This window comes from Streptococcus marmotae, from assembly GCF_001623565.1.
Classification (GTDB): Bacteria; Bacillota; Bacilli; order Lactobacillales; family Streptococcaceae; genus Streptococcus; species Streptococcus marmotae.
This window is the reverse complement of the sequence record NZ_CP015196.1, coordinates 374603-397686: the sequence shown is the minus strand read 5'-3', so window position 1 is coordinate 397686 and position 23084 is coordinate 374603. Positions and strand designations below refer to the sequence as shown.

The 23084-nt window shown below is 40.5% G+C and carries 23 protein-coding genes and 1 pseudogene; 15 read left to right on the top strand and 9 right to left on the bottom strand.

Annotation, left to right across the window (positions count from 1 at the left end):
* Positions 1-111: 111 nt before the first annotated feature.
* The 4 genes from A4H00_RS02000 to A4H00_RS01990 all read right to left on the bottom strand — a co-directional run bounded on the left by A4H00_RS02000 (position 112) and on the right by A4H00_RS01990 (position 2188).
* Positions 112-993 carry an FtsK/SpoIIIE domain-containing protein gene (locus tag A4H00_RS02000; protein ID WP_157770970.1) on the bottom strand — a complete coding sequence of 294 codons (882 nt, stop codon included), beginning with the start codon at positions 991-993 and terminating at the stop codon, positions 112-114.
* A 214-nt stretch (positions 994-1207) separates the two neighbouring features.
* The gene (locus A4H00_RS01995) at positions 1208-1546 is read right to left on the bottom strand and encodes a hypothetical protein (RefSeq protein ID WP_067086667.1); all 339 of its coding nucleotides are present in this window, start codon (positions 1544-1546) and stop codon (positions 1208-1210) included.
* The gene (locus A4H00_RS11775; protein ID WP_157770969.1) at positions 1543-1683 is read right to left on the bottom strand and encodes a hypothetical protein; all 141 of its coding nucleotides are present in this window, start codon (positions 1681-1683) and stop codon (positions 1543-1545) included. The genes A4H00_RS01995 and A4H00_RS11775 overlap by 4 nt, the downstream gene beginning before the upstream one ends.
* A 172-nt stretch (positions 1684-1855) precedes the next feature.
* Positions 1856-2188, bottom strand: coding sequence for a helix-turn-helix domain-containing protein (locus A4H00_RS01990; RefSeq protein WP_067086664.1), 333 nt, complete (start codon positions 2186-2188; stop codon positions 1856-1858).
* Between the two features lie 142 nt (positions 2189-2330).
* On the opposite strand from A4H00_RS01990, the gene A4H00_RS01985 reads away from it, so the two are divergent.
* Both A4H00_RS01985 and A4H00_RS01980 read left to right on the top strand, forming a co-directional pair.
* A complete protein-coding gene (locus A4H00_RS01985) occupies positions 2331-3074 on the top strand; it encodes a hypothetical protein (RefSeq protein WP_067086661.1) in 744 nt (247 codons plus the stop codon).
* The gene (locus A4H00_RS01980; RefSeq protein ID WP_067086659.1) at positions 3071-3313 is read left to right on the top strand and encodes a hypothetical protein; all 243 of its coding nucleotides are present in this window, start codon (positions 3071-3073) and stop codon (positions 3311-3313) included. Before A4H00_RS01985 ends, A4H00_RS01980 begins: the two co-directional genes overlap by 4 nt.
* Before the next feature lie 41 nt (positions 3314-3354).
* On the opposite strand, the gene A4H00_RS01975 is transcribed toward A4H00_RS01980, so the two are convergent.
* Positions 3355-4460, bottom strand: a protein-coding gene (locus A4H00_RS01975) for an IS3 family transposase (RefSeq protein ID WP_099092148.1) whose coding sequence is annotated in 2 segments (ribosomal slippage) — positions 3355-4184 and positions 4184-4460 — 1107 coding nt in all. Because the reading frame shifts where the segments join, the coding sequence is not laid out codon by codon here.
* A 97-nt stretch (positions 4461-4557) separates the two neighbouring features.
* Here A4H00_RS01975 and A4H00_RS01965 point away from each other — a divergent pair.
* The 4 genes from A4H00_RS01965 (at position 4558) to A4H00_RS01950 (ending at position 7571) form a co-directional block, all read left to right on the top strand.
* Positions 4558-5358 (top strand): hypothetical protein, encoded by an 801-nt coding sequence (locus A4H00_RS01965; RefSeq protein ID WP_067086656.1) that lies wholly within the window; start codon positions 4558-4560, stop codon positions 5356-5358.
* A 3-nt stretch (positions 5359-5361) separates the two neighbouring features.
* Positions 5362-5643 (top strand): hypothetical protein, encoded by a 282-nt coding sequence (locus A4H00_RS01960; RefSeq protein ID WP_067086653.1) that lies wholly within the window; start codon positions 5362-5364, stop codon positions 5641-5643.
* A gap of 3 nt (positions 5644-5646) precedes the next feature.
* Positions 5647-5964 carry a hypothetical protein gene (locus tag A4H00_RS01955; RefSeq protein ID WP_067086651.1) on the top strand — a complete coding sequence of 106 codons (318 nt, stop codon included), beginning with the start codon at positions 5647-5649 and terminating at the stop codon, positions 5962-5964.
* Between the two features lie 563 nt (positions 5965-6527).
* Positions 6528-7571, top strand: a complete 1044-nt coding sequence (locus A4H00_RS01950) for a glycerate kinase family protein (protein ID WP_067086648.1) — start codon at positions 6528-6530, stop codon at positions 7569-7571.
* An 86-nt stretch (positions 7572-7657) separates the two neighbouring features.
* On the opposite strand, the gene A4H00_RS01945 is transcribed toward A4H00_RS01950, so the two are convergent.
* Complete coding sequence (locus A4H00_RS01945; protein ID WP_067086645.1) at positions 7658-8311, bottom strand: DUF1129 domain-containing protein; 654 nt, start codon at positions 8309-8311, stop codon at positions 7658-7660.
* 18 nt (positions 8312-8329) lie between these two features.
* Complete coding sequence (locus tag A4H00_RS01940; RefSeq protein WP_067086643.1) at positions 8330-9274, bottom strand: magnesium transporter CorA family protein; 945 nt, start codon at positions 9272-9274, stop codon at positions 8330-8332.
* A 124-nt stretch (positions 9275-9398) separates the two neighbouring features.
* Here A4H00_RS01940 and uvrA point away from each other — a divergent pair, with 124 nt between their 5' ends.
* The 6 genes and pseudogenes from uvrA (at position 9399) to nusB (ending at position 16344) form a co-directional block, all read left to right on the top strand.
* Positions 9399-12233, top strand: a complete 2835-nt coding sequence (gene uvrA, locus A4H00_RS01935; RefSeq protein ID WP_067086639.1) for an excinuclease ABC subunit UvrA — start codon at positions 9399-9401, stop codon at positions 12231-12233.
* Between the two features lie 68 nt (positions 12234-12301).
* Positions 12302-12578: pseudogene (locus tag A4H00_RS01930) on the top strand (MazG-like family protein).
* A gap of 1239 nt (positions 12579-13817) precedes the next feature.
* On the top strand, positions 13818-14879 hold the full coding sequence (locus tag A4H00_RS01920) for a M24 family metallopeptidase (RefSeq protein WP_067086634.1): 1062 nt from the start codon (positions 13818-13820) through the stop codon (positions 14877-14879).
* Positions 14880-14942: 63 nt separating this feature from the next.
* Complete coding sequence (efp, locus tag A4H00_RS01915) at positions 14943-15503, top strand: elongation factor P (RefSeq protein WP_067086631.1); 561 nt, start codon at positions 14943-14945, stop codon at positions 15501-15503.
* Positions 15504-15530: 27 nt separating this feature from the next.
* Positions 15531-15923, top strand: a complete 393-nt coding sequence (locus tag A4H00_RS01910; protein WP_067086628.1) for an Asp23/Gls24 family envelope stress response protein — start codon at positions 15531-15533, stop codon at positions 15921-15923.
* The gene (nusB, locus tag A4H00_RS01905; protein WP_067086625.1) at positions 15913-16344 is read left to right on the top strand and encodes a transcription antitermination factor NusB; all 432 of its coding nucleotides are present in this window, start codon (positions 15913-15915) and stop codon (positions 16342-16344) included. The genes A4H00_RS01910 and nusB overlap by 11 nt, the downstream gene beginning before the upstream one ends.
* 63 nt (positions 16345-16407) lie before the next feature.
* On the opposite strand, the gene A4H00_RS01900 is transcribed toward nusB, so the two are convergent.
* Together A4H00_RS01900 and A4H00_RS01895 are read right to left on the bottom strand one after the other, a co-directional pair.
* Positions 16408-17370, bottom strand: coding sequence for a LacI family DNA-binding transcriptional regulator (locus A4H00_RS01900; RefSeq protein ID WP_067086622.1), 963 nt, complete (start codon positions 17368-17370; stop codon positions 16408-16410).
* Positions 17351-18805, bottom strand: a complete 1455-nt coding sequence (locus A4H00_RS01895; RefSeq protein WP_067086620.1) for a sucrose-6-phosphate hydrolase — start codon at positions 18803-18805, stop codon at positions 17351-17353. Before A4H00_RS01895 ends, A4H00_RS01900 begins: the two co-directional genes overlap by 20 nt.
* 220 nt (positions 18806-19025) lie before the next feature.
* On the opposite strand from A4H00_RS01895, the gene A4H00_RS01890 reads away from it, so the two are divergent.
* The 3 genes from A4H00_RS01890 (at position 19026) to manA (ending at position 22999) form a co-directional block, all read left to right on the top strand.
* Complete coding sequence (locus A4H00_RS01890; protein WP_067086617.1) at positions 19026-20927, top strand: sucrose-specific PTS transporter subunit IIBC; 1902 nt, start codon at positions 19026-19028, stop codon at positions 20925-20927.
* An 89-nt stretch (positions 20928-21016) separates the two neighbouring features.
* The gene (gene scrK, locus A4H00_RS01885; RefSeq protein WP_067086615.1) at positions 21017-21898 is read left to right on the top strand and encodes a fructokinase ScrK; all 882 of its coding nucleotides are present in this window, start codon (positions 21017-21019) and stop codon (positions 21896-21898) included.
* A gap of 156 nt (positions 21899-22054) precedes the next feature.
* Positions 22055-22999: a mannose-6-phosphate isomerase, class I gene (gene manA / locus A4H00_RS01880; protein ID WP_067086612.1), complete on the top strand. Its 945-nt coding sequence runs from the start codon at positions 22055-22057 to the stop codon at positions 22997-22999.
* The last annotated feature ends 85 nt before the right edge of the window (positions 23000-23084 follow it).

Below are 23084 nucleotides of genomic sequence, written 5' to 3'. Positions count from 1 at the left end.
TTTCTAAATCAGTCAGTAGATATCCTTCACCCTTGCCGAATATAATATCCTGAGTATCGAACTCATTGATTTCAAAGCCTGCTCCCTCCAGTGCAGTTCGTGAGTGTGAGCCTAAAATCCCAGCGACTCTCTTACTCCTTTGGTCAGTGCATCGTTTGTAAATTTTTGAGACGCTACGACAACAAAAACACCAGCCGAACGTCCCATTAACACTAATTGTGATAATAAACTATTGACTTCGTCTCGCTCACTTTTTTTCTGAATAGATAACATAAATGCTAAGATTTCGTCGAAGATAAGATATAAAGCTGGAAAAGCAAGCTCAGGAGACGTTTTATACTGAGTTGTCATGTGGTTTTGACGAATTTTGCAGACGGATAGTAATTGTTTTAATAAATCAATAATTTCATCTTTTTCTGTTGCTACGCTCTGCCTTCCTAACAACTTTTGGAGATTTGTTAGCTCATTCTTGGGATCAATCACAATAATTTGAGCATTTTTTTGGTGAAGTTGGGCGATTAGCGTTTTGATTAAATTAGTTTTTCCGAATCCGCTTTTTGCAGATATCAGCAAGTGAGGACAGACTTGACTGTCGATTGTATAACGACCAACTTGATAGATGTAAGAGGATGTATTGATATCATATCGTTCATTAAAATCTGCTAAATTTGTCAATTCTTTACCGTCGAAGATTTGCTTGTTGATGACATTTACTACATAATATTTATCTATATTATCTTTTGAATAACTATCAATAAAATATTTTTGAGATAGAGAAGCTGATAAAAAATGTTCAAACGATTTTAATTTAGATTCAAATGCTGCTGAATTTTCAACGATGATTTGAAACGAAACGAGTGTATTATTTTGAAATTGAATATCTTGCAAGAAGAAAGTAGGAGTTGTGATAATGCCTTGCTTGGATTGATTCAAATCAGTCGTGACTTCAATCAATGCAAATTCAATGTCAAAAATAAATGTTAATAATGTCAAAAATTCATATTTTGAAAGATACGGTGATTTAATTTTTTTGTTGGCAATGAAGTAAAAGTTTAGAAAGCAAATGATTGAAATAAAAAGGAAGACTATGGATATCAAACTATATCGTAAAACGGTAAAAAATAATATCAGGAAGAAGAAGGACGCTAATAAACTATTTATTAGCGTTACAAGAGTGGTACTTCTTCTGTTGAGTGATAGATATTTGTTAATTCTTTTCATGATGTTCACTCCACTTTCGAATCTTAGCTTCTAATGATAAATTATTCTGATAATCGCCATAAATCGAAGCTTTCTCGATATCAAAAATCATGATTCGTTCTCCTTGCTTTATATGTAAATTATCAATGTTTTGTTTTACTTTAATATTAAAGGTTTCAAGAAAGTTCTCGCTGTCATTATTCATAATTGTAATACTTAATTTTGAACCAAGAGTAGTTTTTGTTGTGTAATCTTCCCAAGATGCAATGCCTTTTACTATTAGATTTGAATGTTCGTTAAAAAATTTTGTGTGATTAAATTCTTGATATTGTCGTAAATTTTTCATATTTTTGTCTCTCCTTTTTCTTTTATAATTTCATAATTCTCCATTGGAAACGGCCATTGCTCTTCGTTTTGAGTAATGTACCAGTCTAATTGGAGTTCGAATAGCTCGTCTTTCGTTACTTTAATTTTTCGATTCATAATGTTCTCCTTTTCTGTTTTATTGTAAAAGGTATAAATAATTATTTATATAATTAACATATCTATGAAAAATGCTATTTCAACTGAATCATTAAAATGTAACACATTTTTAAAGAAACAGAATATTCAGACTAACATTAAAAACTAAAAAGCTCATGACGAGCTTTTTAGTTTATTTCATATTTTGTAATAACAATTCCAAGCCATCGAATAGGCGTGCCTGTTTTTCTTCCGTTAATTGGTTTATTTCTAAGAGTAGGCGTTCAATTTTATCAGAGTTATGAGGAAACCGAAAATCAAAAAAAGTTTCGTTTGATACTTCTAAAGCAGAAATAATCTTTTCTAATGTTTCAATCTTAATATTATAGGCTTTGTTTTCGATATTATGAATATAATTGATTCCTAAATCAGCTTTTTCACTTAATTTTTCTTGACTAAGACCTTGGTTGATTCGCAATGTTCGAATTCGTTTAGCAATATATCTTTGTAAGTTGATGTTTTCCATGTGCTTTCCTCGCTTATATAAATAGCATACAAGGAATATATGAAAAACATAACCATTACAAAGAGTGTATTATTCGACAAAATACCACTATGCAAAGTTGTTTCTCTATGATAGAATATAAATAAAATAAGGAGGTTATCTAATGAATTTAAATGACTTAGAGCAATTGTTGACAATCGTTCCTAACAAGTATCACTTGCAAAATATAGCGGAAAGAACAAGCTACGAGGAGTACATTAGGGAAACTCAACAGCAAGTATCTGTGCAACAGTTTTATGATGCATACTATCAATTTCCTGATAATGGTTTGGAATCGCAAAAACAAACGGATTTGGAGAAATTGAAAGACGGCATTATACTTTTAGAAAGATTGGAGAGTATTTTAGGTTGGAAAATGGCAACTCTACAATTAGTAAAGAGAAGATGTAATGTTGCAACATTTTTAGGAGCAATGATTTATTGGAATATCTTAGTGTACATTATTTTTAATCCTATTACATTGTTCTCTGCTAATCCAGTAATCGTATTAGGGTTAGCTATAGTCCCTATCATTATTCTACGTAGATTTGTAAAAAGGTATTTAACGACTTTTTATAAGTTGGAAGAGATAGATAGTTTATATCAAGCACATTTTCAGTATACACTGACTAATCCATTTTTATACTATTTGGACACTGATTTTACTACGTCTAATACACTGCATACAATTAGAAATTTGATACTATCTGGTCGGGTAGATACATTGAAAGAAGGTTTAAATTTATACGCTTTAGATGTTCGTAATCTACGCATAGAAGAATCTATGCATGCTGCTGTTGCGGATATAAACCCTCCAACATTCGGGAGTGCTATTTCTGACGAGATAAGGAAGTTATTAGGAAAATGAAAAAGAAATATTATTTTATAGTATGTTTTGTCGTGATTCTATTGACGGGTTGTTCAAAGGAAAATCAATATGGTAATTATTTAGAAGCTAAGTATTCTGGAACAAATAGAATTGGTACAGCAGACGTGTTTCTAAATAAGAAAAAGTTAGCTCGGGAGTTATATAATTTTGAGATTGAATTTAGTTCTTTAAAAGATGAGAATGATAGTGGCCTTTTTCAATTTGTCAATTTATATTGAAAAGGCAACAGTTTTCTGTACAGTCTTATAAAGTGTTTTTCTTAAGCGATACCTCGCTTAGCTATGGGAGTTTGGTAATTGAGACTACCGTGAATACGATGATGGTTCCACCAGTGGACATAGTCTCTTGTCTTGATGGCCAGTTCTTCCAGTGTTGAAAATTGTTCTTGATAAACAAACTCAATCTTGAAAGCACGGTAGGTGCTTTCAGCCACGGCATTGTCATAAGGGCAACCAGCTTGACTAAGAGAACGGGTGATACCAAAGGCCACTAGCATCTCATCAATCAGCTGATTATCGAACTCCTTGCCACGGTCAGAATGAAAAAGATTGACCTTGGTTAAAGCATAAGGGATACTCTGAATTGCTTGCTTTACCAGATCTGCGGTCTTCTGCCAACCGACTGACAGGCCAATGATTTCTCGATTAAAGAGGTCGATGATGAGGCAAACGTAAGCCCAACGCTGGTCTATACGAACATAGGTCAAGTCCGTGACAAGGGCTTCTAAAGGCTTGTGTTGGTCGAATTGTCGATCTAAGAGATTAGGAATGGGAGCTTCGTTCTTCCCTTTAGAACGAGGCTTGAAGACAGCTTTCTGGTAAACAGAGACCAAATTTAGGCGCTTCATGATGCGCCGAATCCGTCGGAGAGACAAGCAGATGCCTTCAGCTTCCAGGCATTTCTTGATTTTCCTAGCCCCGTATCTGGACTTGCTTTCAGAGAAAATGTTTCTAACCTTTCCTTCAATCTCTGCTTCAGATACAGGTTCAACGGCTTTGTAATAATAGCTAGAACGCGGGATATTTAAGCAACGGCACATGTCTACAATTTTGTATTTATCTTTATTAGCGGTGATTACTTCCCTTTTTGCGCCATAATCACCGCTGCTTGCTTTAAGATGTCAACCTGCATTTCAAGCTCTTTGTTTCGTTTTCTGAGGGCAATCAGCTCGCGCTGTTCAGCAGTAAGGTTATCAACGGTCTTAAACGATCCAGTTGTTTTGGATTGTTTCACCCACTTATCGAAGGTTGAAGGGGTTAGCTCATATTCTCTGATGAGCTCACTACGCTTTTTCCCTGCTTGGTAAAGGTCAACGATTTGTTTTTTGAAATCATCGGTGAAGTGACGACGTGGTTTTCTAGACATAAGGGATTCCTCTTTTCTTTAGTTCAGTGTAGAACACTTTATAATTTTTGTCTAGTTTAGTGTAACCTATTCATATAGTTCCTCAAAAAATAAAAGAATGTCAAAAATTTTGAATGATTTCAAAGTTGAAGTAGATAATAAAAGCGACTTAAAAAATGGAGATACAATACATGCAACGTTGACATGGGGCGATGGTCAAAGAGCTGAAAAAACATTTCAGGTTAGTGGTTTAGAGACAGGTGAGGTAGTACCAATAGAGGATGCTCATAAAGCAATGGAGGTAGAAGTTAGCGGAAAAAATGGTCGAGGAGAAGTAAGTGTAAAATGGACTGGTCGGGGCTATGCTACCTTTGATATTCCTAATAATGGTAGTTTCTCAAATGGAGATACAGCAGAAATATATTTCTCTGACGAGACACTCACGGATTTTGCTATCTCAGGTTATGAATTTTCAGAGAACAAGCCGTTGTTATATAAGATTACTGGGTTAGAGATAGTACCTACTGAAGTTGACAATCTTAATGGAATTGATTCAATAAAGAAAAAAATTGTAGGCTTCCTGAATGAAGCATACTCTGAGAAAAATAGTTCGTATCGGTATGATATTACGAATTTAGGCTTCTATTACAGACAGTTTATTGATGATGATACCAATAATATGTTTTCAACAACTCAAAAACCGGGACAAATGATCGGAGCTTATAAGATAAGGAAATATTATAGAGACGATAATAAACTCTCAGAAGAATTTACCCTGCTTTATGGTTATCAAAACATTTTTGATGAACAGGGGAATATTGATATGTCTAACTCTAATGATATTTCTAAGTATTCTGATTACGATACTGATATTGAGTCAGAATTACTCAAATCAGGTTTTAGAAAAATGGAGAAATAACGAATGTTTAAAATTAAGAATAAGACTCAGCTGAAAGGACTATTATCAGACCCATGTATATGGCTTATTGCATTTGGTATATTTGGTTTTAAATATCTAATAATATCATCAGTGATTACCATTATATTTACTATTTTTGTCATTGTTGGTGGTGTAATTCTTTTGATGATGGTACCTATGATGGGAGAGGCTGAGATTGAAATGGGGTCTATGAAATATGGTGGAGGTTCTTATGGAAGAATGAGAGCTTTTCAAGATTTAGTTGATAAGGATAATAGGAAGTAGCTAATGTATTTAATTAAGAATGATAAAGGCAAGAGAGTAACGCTTGAAAAATTTAGTTTACTGCGCTTGACAGAGCCGTTTTATAGGAATAAAGATATTAAAATTTGGGTTTCAATATTATTTTGTAGTGCTGGATTTTATCAATTATTGGCTTCAGAAACTTTATGGACACTTCAAATTTGCATTTGCTTAACCCTGTTTTTCTTTTTGATATTACTATATTTTTATAATACGTTATATGCCATTGAATTAAAGAGACGGGGTTATGTGGATAGCAGTGAGTTAAGTTTTGAAGAGATTAGCTCAGACACTCATGAGTAATAATGTAAAAAGGACACGCTTTATAGTGTCCTTTTCTATTAGTAAAATCAAGCCCGTTAAATTTAAAATTTCCCTTATTTGTCTAATATTAATTGAAATTTAATGAAATGTTATACTCAAAAAAGTTGTAAAAACTCTTGAAAATAAAGCTGTTTACCCTCTATTCAATCCCGTTCTACCTGAACCAGGTCTTAAGAAAGCACGTAAAGCATCACAATTTAGTAAACGTTAATATACCGCTATATATCAATGTTTCAAAGCACTCAAGAGTTTCCCTCATGAGTGCTTTTTCGTGTTTTTTTTAAAGTTTCCCTCAAAGTTTCCCTTATTTTTCCCTTACTTGTTTTTAGAGGTTTCAAAGCAAGTTCACCAATTACCATTGGGATAGTGAGCATATGGTTATATTTCCTCAACCTAAATAAAAGCATTCATCGAAGAAAAGTTGGATGCTTTTATCAACCATGTTTTCTTATTGTTGGAAACTCTAAATCTCCACCTTTGATAAACTCTGCTATAATAGTAGTAAAGTAGTATCAGAAGTATGTAGCTAGTGAGGTAATCAGATGAAAATAGTGAGTGCAATCGATTCATTTAAGGGTTCAGCGACTTCTGCAGAGTTAAATCAGGTGGTCAAGGAAGCGATAGAGGAAGTTCTTCCAGAAGCAGAGGTGGCGACTTTTGCAATCGGAGACGGCGGTGAGGGGACTTTGGAAGCACTGGCTGAGGCACTTGACGGGGAGTTTATCTCTGTTTCGACAGTTGATTTGTTAGAGCGTCCGATTGAGATTTTCTATTTCTTGTCTGGACAGACAGCCTTTATTGAGGTGGCATCGGTAGTAGGAATTGATAAGATAAAGCCGACTCCTGCGACTGTGGAGGTGGCGACCAGTTTTGGCTTGGGTGCTGTGATTCGAGACGCTTTGAGTCGTTCTTGTGAAGAAATCGTCCTCACATTGGGTGGCACAGGAACATCAGATGGTGGCAGAGGTTTACTTGCTAGTCTGACGGAAGAAGACAAAGAGCAGTTGCGTTGTGTCAACCTTATTGGTCTAACAGATGTGAGGAATGTCTATGCTGGATCAGAAGGTTATGCACACATTTTTGGTCCACAAAAAGGAGCAAATCAAACGCAGGTAGAAGCGATGGATAAGGCTGCTCTTTCTTTTGTACAGAGGATAAAAGAAGAAGTAGGAATTGATTTGCAGGCTATTCCAGGGACGGGAGCAGCAGGTGGTCTAGGTGGTGCACTTGTTGTCTTGGGTGGAGAGCTGAAGGCAGGCTTTCCATTTGTTGCAGAAAAAATTGGGCTCAATAAGGCTAGTCTAGGTGTAGATTTGGTCATTACGGGAGAGGGACGCTTGGATAGTCAAAGTCTCAATGGCAAAGTACCTGTAGGTGTAGCTGATTTAGCTCGTTCTGCTGGTGTGCCGACAATTGCCATTTGCGGTAGCGTAGCCACAGATGTGCCGGGATTTGACGATTGTTTTTTAGCGATTTTTTCGATTCAGACAGGTGTGTATTCTCTGGACAAGGCGATGAAAAAAGAAGTTACTTTAGAGAATGCTCGATTTGTGATAAAAAACATTATCCGCAGTCGTTTTTTGTAAAAATAGTGAAGTTTAAAGGGAAGAGAACAAACAAATACCACCCAAGGCAGGTTAGTTTCCTTGGGTGGTATTCTTTATAGAGAGTTTTATGGCATAGGTTGAATGGCGTTGCGAATATTATATTTTTTCTTGAGCAGGTGACGGATACCAAAGGCTACTGCCCCTAAGATAATAGCAACTGTTGGTGTCACCGTCGGATTGATAGAACTTGGAATGAGTGCTGCGAGGAAGAAAACAAAACTCCAGGCAAGAGTGGCCAAAACAAGAAATCCAAGTGCTTTGAGCAAGCTAGGTCGTTTGCCAGTTTTGACTTGATCGCGGTAAACGAAATGGTACATCATATACATACCTGCCCCAACTCCAAAGCCAATCAGCAAGAGGGTAATGATGCCATAGTTTGCTCCAACTCCAAAGGAATTCATGGCACCGTTGACTAGGCCGATAATGGCAAGGAGCAGAAGGCTAGAATCGAGCCACATGAGCCAAGGGTTTTCATTGAGCGGTTGTTGGTCTGATTCAGCAGGACTAGCGGTCTTGCTGGCTGCCCATTCACTCGGAGCTCCATAGATACTACGGGCGGTGACGCCTGTTTTTTGCTTTTCAAGTATCACAGGGATGATTTCTTCGAGCAATTCTTTGATTTCGGTATCTGATTTTCCAGCTTGAATCAAGTGATTGGTTGCGATGTGGATAAATTCTTGATTTTTTTTGGTCAATTCTTTGATTTCAGTAAATGACATAATAATCTCCTTGTGTGGTTAGAACCATTTTTTTCGTAAAAAGTTGATGACGACAATAGCGCTAAAGCAGGCTGAGATAAAGGCGATAATCCAAAAAGCATTGGGATGTCCACCAAAGGGCATGCCTGATTCAGGGACATTCATCCCATAGGCTGAGAAAATCACCGTTGGGATATCAAGTGCCATGGTCATGAGGGCTAAGGTTTTCATAATGGTATTTTGATTGTTGGAAATGATTGCGGCAGAAGTTTCGGTCATGGCGTATAAGACGTTGCCATAGATGTCTGCCATCTCAAGCGCCTGCTGGGTTTCAATTAAGGTATCTTCCAACAAGTCCTCGTCTTCTTCATACTTCTTCAAGGTGCTATTTCTAATTGCTAGCTTTTTGACCACTCGTTCATTGAGTTTGAGTGAGGCCTTTAAGTAGACGATAGATTTTTCCAACTCCATCATGTCGATAACCTGTTCGTTTTTGGTTGCTCGGTCGATATGGGCACTAATGCGGTCTGTTTGTCGATCAATAGAACGAAGGGCCGTGATGAAGAGTTCGGCATTCCGATAGAGCAATTGGAAGACAAAACGGGTCTTCATAAAGGTATAAAAGTTCTTAATGCGCTTGTTAAAGAAAAAGTCAAAAAGAGCAAGGGGTTGCACGCAGGTAGTGATGACAGCATCATTGGTGACAATGATACCGAGCGGCAAGGTGATGTGGTAGCTTTTGTTGTTCCGCTCCTCATAGGTCGGAACGTCTACGATAATCAAGGTGTAGTCGTCTTCTACGGTAATACGAGAGGATTCTTCCACGTCGAGAGGGGCCCTTAGGTCGGTAATATCAATATTAAATTGTTCAGCTAGTTTGACAGATTCTTCCTGGGAGGGGTTGACCAAATTAATCCAAGAGCCTGGCTCAAAGGTCTGGATTTCTTCTAAATTTGTTAATGTAGAACGAAATATCTGTTTCATATCAAATCCTCCTCAGTTTTTTATTGCGTTAAGCGCACCCTTTATTATATCAAAAAAAGCGCTCTAGCGGAAAAGTTTTTCCAAAAATATGGTATAATATGAGATATTTTAGAAGGAAGAAAGAATGAAAGATAAGATTGAAATTCATGGGGCGCGTGCTCATAATTTAAAAAATATTGATGTGACGATTCCACGTGATAAATTGGTGGTGGTAACAGGACTGTCTGGGTCTGGTAAATCAAGCCTAGCCTTTGATACACTTTATGCCGAAGGGCAACGCCGCTATGTGGAGAGTTTGTCTGCCTATGCGCGGCAGTTTTTGGGCAATATGGACAAGCCGGATGTAGATTCCATTGACGGTTTGAGTCCTGCTATCTCTATTGACCAAAAGACAACATCTAAAAATCCACGTTCGACAGTTGGAACGGTGACGGAAATCAATGACTATCTGCGTCTCTTGTATGCTCGAGTAGGAACACCTTACTGTATCAACGGGCACGGGGCGATTTCAGCTTCGTCTGTGGAGCAGATTGTCGATGAGGTGCTGGAGTTACCAGAACGGCAACGCCTGCAAATTCTAGCGCCCATTGTCCGTAAGAAGAAAGGTCAGCATAAGGCGATTTTTGAGAAAATTCAAAAAGACGGCTATGTTCGTGTGCGTGTGGATGGGGAAATTCACGATGTGACGGAAGTTCCTGAACTGTCAAAGAGCAAGCAACATACGATTGAAGTTGTTGTGGACCGGATTGTGATCAAGGATGGAGTTCGTTCTCGTTTGTTTGACTCGATTGAGGCAGCTCTGCGCATTGCGGAAGGCTATGTCATTATTGACACCATGGATGGGAAAGAATTGCTCTTTTCGGAATACTATGCCTGTCCAGTCTGTGGTTTTACAGTGCCAGAATTAGAACCACGCCTCTTTTCCTTCAATGCTCCTTTTGGCTCTTGTAGCGACTGTGACGGTCTCGGCATGAAGTTGGAAGTGGATGAAGACTTGATTGTACCAGATCGACAAAAGACCTTGCGTGAGGGAGCTTTGGCACCGTGGAATCCAATTTCGTCCAACTACTATCCGCAGATGTTAGAACAGGCCATGACCCAGTTTGGTATCGATATGGATACGCCGTTTGAGGATTTGTCTGCTGAAGAGAAAGATTTGATTTTCCACGGTTCAGATGGGAAGGAATTCCATTTTCATTATGAGAATGAATTTGGTGGTGTACGAGATATTGACATTCCATTTGAAGGCTTGATTAGCAATATCAGCAGGCGCTATCGTGAAACCAACAGTGACTACACGCGTCAAGTTATGCGGACTTACATGAATGAGCTGACCTGTGTGACCTGCCACGGCTACCGCTTGAATGATCAGGCCTTGTCAGTTCGTGTGGGCGGTGAACAGGGGCTTCATATTGGAGAATTGTCGGAACTATCTGTAGCTGACCACTTGGACGTTGTATCACACCTGCAACTCTCTGCCAATGAAGTGACAATTGCGACACCGATTGTCAAGGAAATCAAGGACCGCTTGACCTTCTTGAACAATGTGGGACTCAATTATCTGACCTTGTCACGGTCGGCTGGAACCTTATCGGGTGGAGAAAGCCAGCGGATAAGGTTAGCAACCCAGATTGGATCAAACTTGAGCGGTGTCTTGTATATCCTAGATGAGCCGTCGATTGGACTTCATCAGCGAGATAATGACCGCTTGATTGCTAGTCTTAAGAAAATGAGAGATTTGGGCAATACGCTGATTGTGGTGGAGCATGATGAGGATACCATGCGAGCAGCGGATTATCTGATTGATATTGGACCGGGTGCAGGTGTCTTTGGTGGGGAGATTGTCGCTTCAGGCACACCAAGCCAGGTTGCAAAAAATAAAAAGTCAATCACAGGCCAATACCTGTCTGGGAAACGTGAAATTCCAGTCCCCTTGGAGCGGAGAATTGGAAATGGTCGTTTTATCGAGGTAACAGGAGCCTCTGAAAACAATCTGCAAAACGTAACGGCTCGGATTCCGCTTGGAAAATTTGTCGCTGTTACAGGTGTATCAGGTTCTGGCAAGTCCACCTTGGTCAATTCTATCTTGAAAAAAGCCATTGCTCAGAAACTCAACCGCAATTCGGAAAAGCCAGGGAAATTCAAATCCATTTCAGGAATTGAGCACTTGGACCGCTTGATTGATATTGACCAGAGTCCGATTGGGCGTACTCCGCGTTCCAATCCTGCCACCTATACTGGTGTATTTGATGATATCCGTGATTTGTTTGCTCAGACCAATGAAGCCAAGATTCGTGGCTACAAGAAAGGACGTTTTTCGTTCAATGTCAAGGGTGGACGCTGTGAGGCCTGCTCGGGAGATGGTATCATCAAGATTGAGATGCACTTCCTGCCAGATGTCTTTGTCCCTTGTGAAGTCTGTCATGGTCGCAGGTACAATTCAGAGACCCTTGAAGTCCATTACAAGGAAAAAAATATCGCGGAAGTCCTTGATATGACTGTCAATGATGCAGTTGAGTTTTTCAAGCATATTCCAAAAATTGAGCGGAAATTGCGGACCATTCAAGATGTCGGTCTAGGTTATGTCACCTTGGGACAACCAGCGACAACTCTCTCAGGAGGAGAAGCCCAGCGGATGAAGCTAGCCAGTGAGCTCCACAAGCGCTCAACTGGGAAATCCTTGTATATCTTGGACGAGCCAACGACAGGTCTCCACACAGAAGACATTGCCCAGCTATTAAAAGTTTTGGCACGCTTTGTCGATGACGGAAATACCGTACTGGTCATCGAGCATAATCTCGATGTGATTAAGACTGCGGACCACATCATTGATTTAGGTCCAGAAGGCGGTGTCGGTGGCGGTATGATTATCGCAACTGGAACACCAGAAGAAGTAGCGGCAAACGAAGCCAGCTATACAGGCCAGTATTTGAAAGGGAAGTTACATCCAAGAATTTAGGACGATATCTGACCGTTGCAGATAGGTACTGAATCAGACTGGAGCATGTATGAAAAGGGGAAATCGAGATGAAGGTTGATGTATCAGAGCTACAAAAACGTGTAATCCAAAATAAGGTCAATCATGGTTTTAATACGACAGACATCAAATTTGAACTTTTATTATTACATGGTGAAATAGCAGAACTATTTAAAGGGTGACTAAGAAAATATGGCAGAAGAATTGGCCGATAGTGCTATTTATTTGCTCGGTATCTTAGAGATGCTTGGAGTAGACCTATCTGAAGAAATACTGAAAAAAATGGCTATCAACGAGAAAAGGGTGGGAGTGGAACCAAAATCGTGATTTCGAAGAAATCGATTAACCTCACTCCGTTCTTTCTAGGTTCGGGCCCACTGGATTCGCTTACTCCCACCCCCGCAAGTTGACTAGCTTTCACAATTGAGAATTGTGAAAGGTTGGAAATAGAACGAGCATAGCTCGCTCCTTACAATTAAGAATTGTGAAAGGTTGGAAATAGAGCTAGCGAAATGTTCGCTAGCCTCTTCTACTAGAATGTTGATTTATCAACGTTTTACAAACCAGACAATCCTCGCTTTCGAATTTCTAGGCTCAGGTATCAATAGTCACTCCCCTAACTATTGATATGCGTCAAATTGCTAAAGCTATAAAAGAAGCAAGGACAGACACTATTGTCTCGGCTTCAAAATCGTTGAAAGGTGAAACCGACTAGGGTGTTGGTGTGGTGGTCGTATGAAGAAATTAAGGTTTGATATTATTGCATTTATTGTTGGCTGCATGTTTTTATTCGTGTATATCATGATGTTTGAGGAGTCGTTTTTGACCTTTCCTAAAATACTGTCCACCCTCTATTTTTAGCGGCTACTATTTGTTTTTCCTTTGTTCTAGAAGACTTTGAAGAGGATAGGAAATGGAAACTTCCAGCTGTTTTTTCACGTTTGATTTATCTAGGGTTGTATCTCATTGCTCCGATTTATTTTATCTACCTTCTAACGAGAGGGAAAAATGCGGAGGAAGATGCCGATTCTCTGCCTGAGAACCAATGAAAAGGGTAGACTGAATAGCAGCGTTTTAGTTGCGATGCTGTTTTTTATAGTATTATTAGGTTGTTATCAAGTTTAATCAGATAGCTTAAAAAAACTGCAAGCGGCTATTATTTTGGGAAATTTCACTAGAAAGTTAGGTATTCAGATGATGAACAAACGGACTATAACATGGCTACAAATCATTCTATATTTGCTATCTCCATTTTTAGCTCTTGCTTTAGCGAAAAATACGAGTGCGGTTGATCAGTTCTTTCTGCTGATGTTTACTAGCATTGTCCTATCTCAATGGCTTGCAATCCACCTTTTAGGCAAAATAGCTGAAAACTAATCCTGTTGCCCTTATCCTTATTTCCCTAAATGGTAGACTCTAATGGAGGTTCAGTGCTGACTGACCCTCTTGCTTTTTGCTCGCAAGCAGTCTGTTGACTTGTTTTCTGTGAACGAAGGACGGTTGTGCTGCTCCAATTTCCGCGATTTTATGTTACAATGATACTAATCAATTGTAAGGAGATAGAAGATGGAACAACGATTAACGAAGCTGCGCGATGAATTGGTTGCTCAGGAGCTGCCTGCCTTCCTCATCACGAATTTGAAGAATATTTACTATCTGACAGGTTTCTGGGGTTCGGCTGGAACGGTTTTGATTACAGCAGAACGACAAGTGTTGATCACTGATGATCGCTATATCACCTATGCCCAGTCTGTGGTCAACGATTTTGAGGTGGTATCAGACCGAGATGCCCTTTCAGTGGTTGCAGCAATCTTAAAAGATAGCAAGGTAACTGAGTTGGCCTTTGAAGATGAGGTGTCTGTTGCCTATTACCAAGCTATGCAGACCGTATTTGAAGGAATACGCCTAGTGCCAACGACAGATATGGTCATGAACTTACGTATGATTAAGGATGAGACAGAGATTGCGACCATTCAACGTGCCTGTCAGATTTCGGATCAAGCCTTTTTAGACGCTTTGGACTTTATCAAACCAGGAAAAACAGAGCTTGAAGTGGCTAATTTCCTTGATTTTCGCATGCGGGAAATGGGGTCTGAGGCCGTATCCTTTGATACCATTGCCGCATCTGGTTACCGCTCTGCTATGCCGCACGGACGTGCGTCCCATAAGGTCATTGAAACTGGTGATGCTCTGACACTTGATTTTGGCTGTATCTATGACCATTATGTGAGCGACATGACACGTACCATCTATATTGGTTCTGTCAGCGATGAAGAGGCAGAAATCTACCAGACTGTTTTAGCAGCCAACCAAGCCCTGATTACAGCGGCAAAGGCTGGCATGGAATACCGTGAATTTGATGGGGTGCCACGCCGTGTGATTGAAGCGGCAGGCTACGGTCCCTACTTTACGCATGGTATTGGCCATGGTATGGGGCTTGATGTCCATGAAATTCCTTATTTCAGACAAACAGCGACCGATAAGATTCAAGCTGGTATGGTCTTGACGGATGAGCCAGGGATTTATTTGGAAGGCAAATATGGAGTGCGGATCGAAGATGATCTTTTGATTACAGAGACAGGTTGTAAAATCTTGACCTTGGCACCAAAAGAGTTGATTGTGATTTGAGAAATCAGCCATTTTGTGGTAGAATAAAACGAATAATAAAATAATGAAGAGGTAATCATAAACATGATTGATGCAAGTAAATTAAGAGCAGGTATGACATTTATCGCACCAGACGGAAAACTTCTCCGCGTATTAGAAGCGAGTCACCACAAACCAGGTAAAGGAAATACCATCATGCGGATGAAATTGCGCGATGTTCGTACAGGTTCAACGTTTGATACAACCTACCGTCCAGATGAAAAATTTGAACAAGCGATTATCGAAACACGTGTAGCAACCTACCTTTACCAAATGGATGATACAGCTTACTTCATGGATACAGAGTCATTTGATCAATATGAAATTCCAGTAGCAAGTGTCAAAGAAGAATTACTCTACATTCTTGAAAATTCAGAAGTGAAAATTCAGTTCTACGGAACAGAAGTGATTGGTGTGACTGTTCCAACTACGGTTGAATTGGTCGTTGCTGAAACACAACCTTCTATCAAGGGTGCAACAGTTACTGGTTCAGGAAAACCTGCGACAATGGAAACAGGACTTGTGGTGAATGTGCCAGATTTCATTGAAGCTGGTCAAAAATTGGTTATCAACACAGCAGAGGGAACATACGTATCACGTGCTTAATAGCATTCCTCTTAGAAAGGATTTCGAATGGCAAAAGAAAATGTAGGCGAAATTGTGATTGCACCTCGCGTGTTAGAAGTGATCACAGGAATTGCTTCTGCAAAGGTGGAAGGTGTGCACTCTCTCCATAATAAAAGTGTTAAAGATGGTTTGTCAAAGACTGCCTTAAATCGTGGTGTGTATCTCCAAACAGATGAAAAAGGCGAAGTGACGGCGGACATCTATGTCTATTTGGAATACGGCGTGAATGTACCGACAGTATCAATGAACATTCAACGCGCGGTAAAAACAGCTGTTGCAAACTATGCAGATGTCACAGTGAAAACCGTGAATATCCATGTGGATGGTATCGTGCCAGACAAGACACCAAAACCAGACTTAAAGGATTTGTTTGGTGAGGACTTCTTAGATGAAGAATAAGCAAAACGAATCACGGCATTACTTGCGCCAATGTGCGCTTCAAGCGATTGTATCCTTGGAGTTTGGACAGGAACCTATTCAAGCAGCTCAATTTGCCTACCTGTATGACCATGAAGAAGAGCAAGAAGTGGAGATTCCGCTCTTTCTGCTCAACCTGGTCACAGGAGTTGCAGGTGTGCAGGATGAGATTGATGCTCAATTAGCTCCACGTTTGAAAGCAGGTTGGACCTTGGATCGCTTGACCTTGATTGATAAAAATATTATGCGTTTGGGGCTATTTGAAATGTTGTATTTTGAAGAAACACCAGATCGTGTAGCAGTCAATGAAGCAATCGAGCTGGCCAAAGAATTTTCAGACCCTGCTTCTGCAAAGTTTATCAATGGTGTCTTAAGTCAGTTTATCAAAAAAGAAGAAGCCTAACTGGCTTCCTTTTTTATACATTGAAATTAGTCAAATTGCATTAACGATGTTCCATTTACTATATTAGACACTTCGACCTGCTAAGAGGCTAATAGGTAGAGAATAATGTTGTTCGAGGGTTGATCCCTCAATTTTTTGTACGAGAAGATCCACCATGAGCTTGGCTATATCTGCTAGGGGCTGTTTGATGGTAGTCAGCTGGGGGTAGTGTGTTTCGATAAAATAGGTACCGTCATAGCCGATGAGTTTGAGGTCTTGGGGGATAGATAAGCCCAAGGATTGGGCGATATTCCAGACCAACATAGCCGTCAAATCCCCCGAAACAAAGATACCGTCTGTTGAGCTTGTTTGGAGAATGGTTTTGATTTCCATTTCCTTACGAACAGGGGAGAAATCGCTTGAAATATGGTGAATGGCTGCATGTGGAAAAATGCTAGAAAATCCCGTTTGCCGAAGGCCTGTAGGAGAATTGGAATCGTCATTTCCTGTAATCATAATCGGTTTTATACACCCTGCTTTTTGGAGTGTTTCAGCAGCTAAGACCCCTCCGCCGTAATTGTCAGAAGAGACAATCGGAGTGGACGGTGATAAATTGCGGTCAAAGGCAATAATCGGCGCCGATACGCGGTCATAGTCTTTGATTCCCAGATTATGGCTACCTGAAATAATACCGTCTACCTGATTAGCGGTCAGCATTTCTAGGTATTCTCGCTCTTTGGCAGAATCGTGCTGGCTGTTACAGATGATGGCCTTGTAGCCACGGCTGAACAATTCTTTTTCGAGGTAATCAATTAATTCTGCATAAAAGATATTGCTGATAGTTGGAAAGATAAGTCCAACGAGTTTGGCAGACTTTCCTTGTAGGCTCCGAGCGAGATTGTTGGGTTTGTAGCCCAGTTCACGCATGGCATCGGTCACATTTTTGACCGTTTTGTCGGACAGATAGCCTTTTTTATTGATGACACGGGAGACAGTCGTAGGGCTGACTCCGGCTAGTTTTGCGACATCAGTGAGTTTTGCGACCATAATCTAATGAGTAGTAATTTCCAGTCGCTTGACCTGCTAGCACCGCAATACCTGTCTGGTCTTGGCGCGGGAAGACACGTCCAGAAAATACCTTTTCTCCTTTATTAATGAAAATTTCAAAGACAGACTTGTCGATGAAGATGTTAGCGGTTGTTACTTGGTTGTCAATTTGGCAATGACGTTCAGTACCAAAGTCGAGGGCAAAAGCTTCACCACAGTCCTTGCGGTCAAGAGTTACCTTTCCATTGGCAGGGTCAATAGAGAGTTTAAGTCCTTTTTCGTTTGCGTCTGCAAAGAGAACCAAGTCAATCTTGCTATCTGCTTCTACTGTCAATTCCAATTCGTAGCAATTGTTTGTTGCGGCTTTGGGGGCGAAAATCTGGCTATCTGTACGAAGGCTCGTAATCGCTTCAACAGGGTACTGGTAGAGTTTGCCGTCTTGAATCGTCAATTCTTTGACAAGGGACAGGCAGCCTTGGTAATCGTAGCGGTCTGTCGGGTATTCCACATCTGGTAGGGCAAGCCAACTGACGGCAAGCGCTCGTCCATCAGGAGCATTGAAGGCTTGCGTGGCGTAGCATTCAAAACCATAATCTAGTTGTTGAAGGGGGCTTGGTTCGACCATTGTAGCTGTTTCTGGGTCAAAGGACTGTGCAATCTTGTACAGATTTGGATAGATATTGTCGTAGTCAAGAATGCTTTTATCCAGTCCTTGCGGACAATAGAGGAGAACTGGCTTTTCATCGATGAAAACAAGATTTGGGCATTCCATCATATAGGCAGTCAAGTCATTGTTGAAATCTAAATCAGCCACATACTCCCAATTGAGATAATCATTGTCTACAGCTTTGTAGAGTTTGATGATTCCTTTTTTGTCCAGATTTTGTCCGCCGACAATCGCATAGTAGTCACCCTTGAAATTAAAAATTTGTGGGTCGCGGAAGTGGTCTGTCGTGTCGTCTGGCTGATCAATCAAGATCTTATCCATTTTTTCAATCTTCCCATTGGCATCCATGAGAGCACCGATTTGGTAAGGGTGGCGAATCCAGTTTTCATCACGAACATTTCCTGTATAAAAGAGGAAGAGCTTGTCACCAAACTGCATAGCCGATCCTGAATAAGCACCGTGGCTGTCAAGAGGTGTGTCAGGATAGACCATGGTTCCTGTTGGCTCAAAGTGGACTAAATCTGTTGACTCAGTATGAACCCACGATTTCAACCCATGAGCTGCCCCAAATGGAAAATATTGGTAGAAAAGGGTCCATTTTCCATTAAAGTATGAAAAACCATTGGGGTCATTTAAGAGGCCGTGTGGTGTCTCAATATGGAAATTCGTTCTCCAAGGTGAGTTTTGGGTGTTGTTTTTAATGGTTTCAATATAGTCTGCCGACCAATCTGCATAAGCACGGTAGCGTTCTTCCGTTGTGAAGGGCATGTTTTCTCCTTGTTTTACGTATATGTATTTCTTCTATCGTTATAGTAATATAGTAAACGTTTGCTTGTCAAAAAGCAAGGTTTTACCCCAAAAACAGAAAAAATAATAAAAATTTATGTCAAGCGTTTGACATATTGATAAAAAATGGTATAATTAAAAGCATAGAAAGGTTGAAAACACTTTCAAAAAAGAAAAATAGTACAAAGGAGATTTTTGCAAGATGAATAACACTGAAATTGCAAAAAATGTCATCGAAGCCTTGGGCGGACGTGAGAATGTCAACAGTGTAGCTCACTGTTCCACTCGCCTACGTGTCATGGTAAAAGATGAAAATAAAATCGACAAAGCACGTGTCGAAGATATTGAGAAGGTACAAGGTGCGTTCTTTAATTCAGGTCAATACCAAATCATCTTTGGTACGGGTATTGTAAATAAGATCTATGATGAAGTCGTAGCACTTGGTTTGCCAACTTCTTCGAAAGATGAGATGAAAGCAGAAGCTGCTAAGCAAGGAAATGCCTTCCAACGTGCCATTCGTACATTTGGTGACGTCTTTGTTCCAATCATTCCAGCAATCGTAGCGACTGGTTTGTTCATGGGCTTCCGTGGCTTGTTGACACAAGAAGCGATTATGTCCTTCTTTGGTATAGCGGAGTATAACCCTGACTTTATCACCTATACTCAAATTTTAACAGATACAGCCTTTATCGTCCTTCCGGCCCTTGTGGTATGGTCAACCTTCCGTGTATTTGGTGGAAACCAAACCATCGGTATCGTACTTGGAATGATGCTCATCTCTGGTTCTTTACCAAACGCTTGGGCAGTAGCTTCAGGTGGGGATGTGACGCCAATGCAATTCTTTGGCTTTATTCCAGTCGTTGGTTTGCAAGGATCTGTTCTTCCAGCCTTCATTATCGGTATTGTTGGTGCTAAATTTGAGAAATTTGTCCGCAAGTATGTCCCAGAAGTACTTGACCTCTTGGTAACACCATTTGTGACCCTCCTTGTGATGTCTATTCTTGGGTTGTTTGTCATTGGTCCAGTCTTCCACGTGGTTGAAAACTACATTTTAGCTGCGACAAATGCTCTTCTTGCTCTTCCATTTGGTCTTCCAGGTCTTTTGATTGGGGGCGTTCACCAAGTAATCGTGGTATCAGGTGTTCACCATATCTTCAACTTGTTGGAATCTCAATTGGTGGCAAATACCGGAGCAAACCCATTTAACGCCATTATCACTGCGGCTATGACAGCACAAGGTGCGGCAACCATCGCAGTTGGTGTGAAAACAAAAAATCCTAAATTGAAAGCTCTTGCTTTCCCAGCAGCTCTTGCAGCCTTCTTGGGAATTACAGAGCCAGCCATCTTTGGTGTAAACTTACGCTTCCGTAAACCATTCTTCCTTTCATTGATTGCAGGTGCAATCGGTGGAGCGGTTGCTTCCCTTCTAGGACTTGCAGGTACTGGATTTGGAATTACAATTATTCCAGGTACTCTCCTTTACGTGAACGGACAACTCTTCTCTTACATCTTAATGGTTGCGGTATCATTCGTAGCAGGTTTCACGCTTACTTACATGTTCGGATTTGAAGATGAAGAAGCTCCTGCAAAAAAGTCTGAACCAGTAGTGACTACTGAAGCAGTAAAAGAAGCTCCAGCGGCTCTTGTTAATGAAGAAACCTTTGTTTCACCACTTTCAGGTGAAGTAGTTGCCCTTGAAAATGTTAATGACCCTGTCTTTTCATCAGGCGCAATGGGGAAAGGTCTTGCTGTAAAACCTTCTGAAGGTGTTGTGTATGCGCCGGCAGATGCAGAAGTCACTATTGCCTTTGAAACTGGTCATGCTTATGGCTTGAAGACGGCAAGTGGTGCGGAAATTCTTATCCACATCGGTATTGATACTGTATCCATGAATGGTGAAGGATTCGAAAAATTAGTTGCAGCAGGCGACAAGGTTACAGCAGGGACAGCTATTGCTAAGTTTGATGCAAGCAAAATTGCAGCAGCAGGTCTCGATGATACAACGATGATTATCGTGACCAACACAGCAGAATTTGCAACTGTTGAAGCTCTTGCAGATGCGACAGTAGCGCATGGCGATGCCTTCCTTAAAGTTGCAAAATAATCACATGAAAAAGGCGTTTCGCCTTTTTCTTACGCCTAAAACTATGGTATAATAAGCTAAAATGACACTGATTTTAAAAGGAGAAAAAGATGACAAAATTGTATGGTAGCCTAGAGGCTGGAGGGACTAAATTTGTCTGTGCAGTAGGGGATGAGAATTTCCAAGTGGTTGAAAAAACGCAATTCCCAACGACGACACCTTATGAGACGATTGAGCGTACGGTTGAATTTTTCAAACGCTATGAAGATCGTTTGGCAGGGATTGCAATTGGCTCATTTGGACCAATTGATATTGATCCAAATTCAGCTACCTACGGCTATATCACAACGACTCCAAAACCTCATTGGGCAAATGTTGATTTGTTGGGCTTGATTGCAAAAGAATTTAAGATTCCTTTTTACTTTACGACAGATGTGAACTCGTCTGCATTTGGGGAAGCTCTTGTTCGTAAGGGAGTAACGAGCCTCGTTTATTATACAATCGGTACAGGAATCGGAGCTGGTGCTATCCAAAATGGAGAATTCATTGGTGGAGTAGGGCATACAGAAGCTGGTCATACCTATGTTGCCTTGCATCCACAGGACGTTGCTAAAGAATTTAAAGGTGTTTGTCCCTTCCATAATGGCTGTTTAGAGGGCTTGGCAGCAGGTCCGTCATTGGAAGCTCGTACAGGTATTCGTGGGGAATTGATTGAGCAAAATGCGGATGTCTGGGATGTTCAGGCCTACTATATTGCTCAAGCAGCAGTACAGGCAACTTTGATGTATCGTCCACAAGTCATTGTTTTTGGTGGTGGTGTCATGGCGCAAGAACACATGCTGAAACGTGTACGCGATAAATTTACCGCTTTGATGAATGACTATGTACCAACACCAGAAGCAACAGAGTATATTGTAACACCAGCTGTTGCAGAAAATGGCTCAGCAACCCTTGGAAACTTTGCCTTGGCCAAACAAGTCTCTGAAAAATAAAAATGGAAATGCTGGACTTTGTCTGGCATTTTTTCCGTTCATAGAGTATTAGCAAGTAGCGTTTTCTCCCCTTTTTTGAGAAATCTTTGGAGGAAATTCGCTTTTTTAAGTCATTTTTGTTAGGATAGCAGTAGGAAATAGAAACGAGGAATCATTATGGCGGAACCATTATTTTTACAATCGGTTATGCAGGAAAAGATTTGGGGCGGGACTAGGCTTCGGAACGAATTTGGTTATGAAAGTGCAAGTGACCATATCGGGGAATACTGGGCGATTTCAGCCCATCCAAACGGGGTTTCCTTGATTAAAAATGGCACCTATGCAGGTTGGAAATTAGATGATTTGTACCGTGAACACCGTGAACTTTTTGCTCATCGCAGAGAAGACGTTTTTCCTCTTTTGACGAAGATTTTAGATGCCAATGACTGGTTGAGCGTACAAGTTCACCCCGATGATGCTTATGGTTTAGCACATGAGGGAGAGCTTGGCAAGACCGAATGCTGGTATGTTTTGGTAGCTGATGAAGGATCTGAAATTATCTATGGGCACAAGGCTCTCTCAAAAGAAGAACTTCGTGAAAAGATTAACCAAAAAGATTGGGAAGGGTTGTTGAAGAAGGTTCCTGTCAAGGCGGGGGATTTCTTCTATGTGCCAAGCGGAACCATTCATGCTATTGGACAAGGCATTATGATTTTGGAAACCCAGCAATCAAGTGATACCACCTACCGTGTCTACGATTTTGACCGAAAAGATGAGGCAGGCAATCTACGAGAATTGCATTTGGAAAAATCCATTGATGTAACAACAATAGGAGAGCCAGCAAATAGCCGTCCTGTGACTCTTTACGCAGATGATTTGCGTTCAACCCTGCTTGTTGCCAATGACTTTTTCAGTGTTTACAAGTGGGAGGTAACAGGGCAAGTTCACATGCAGCGAACAGCTGACTATTACTTGGTCAGTGTCTTGGCTGGTCAAGGGGAACTTATCATTGAAGGGCAGGGCTATTCCATTAGAAAAGGAGACCACTTTATCTTACCTGCCGATGTGACTGAGTGGACTTTGAAGGGGCAGGAATTAGAAATTATTGCTAGTCATCCATAATCGAAAAACATGCTTGAAATAAGACCGGTGAAGTAGTGGCTTCATCGGTTTAAACTGTCGCTCATTCTTGAAAGTAGTAAGGAAA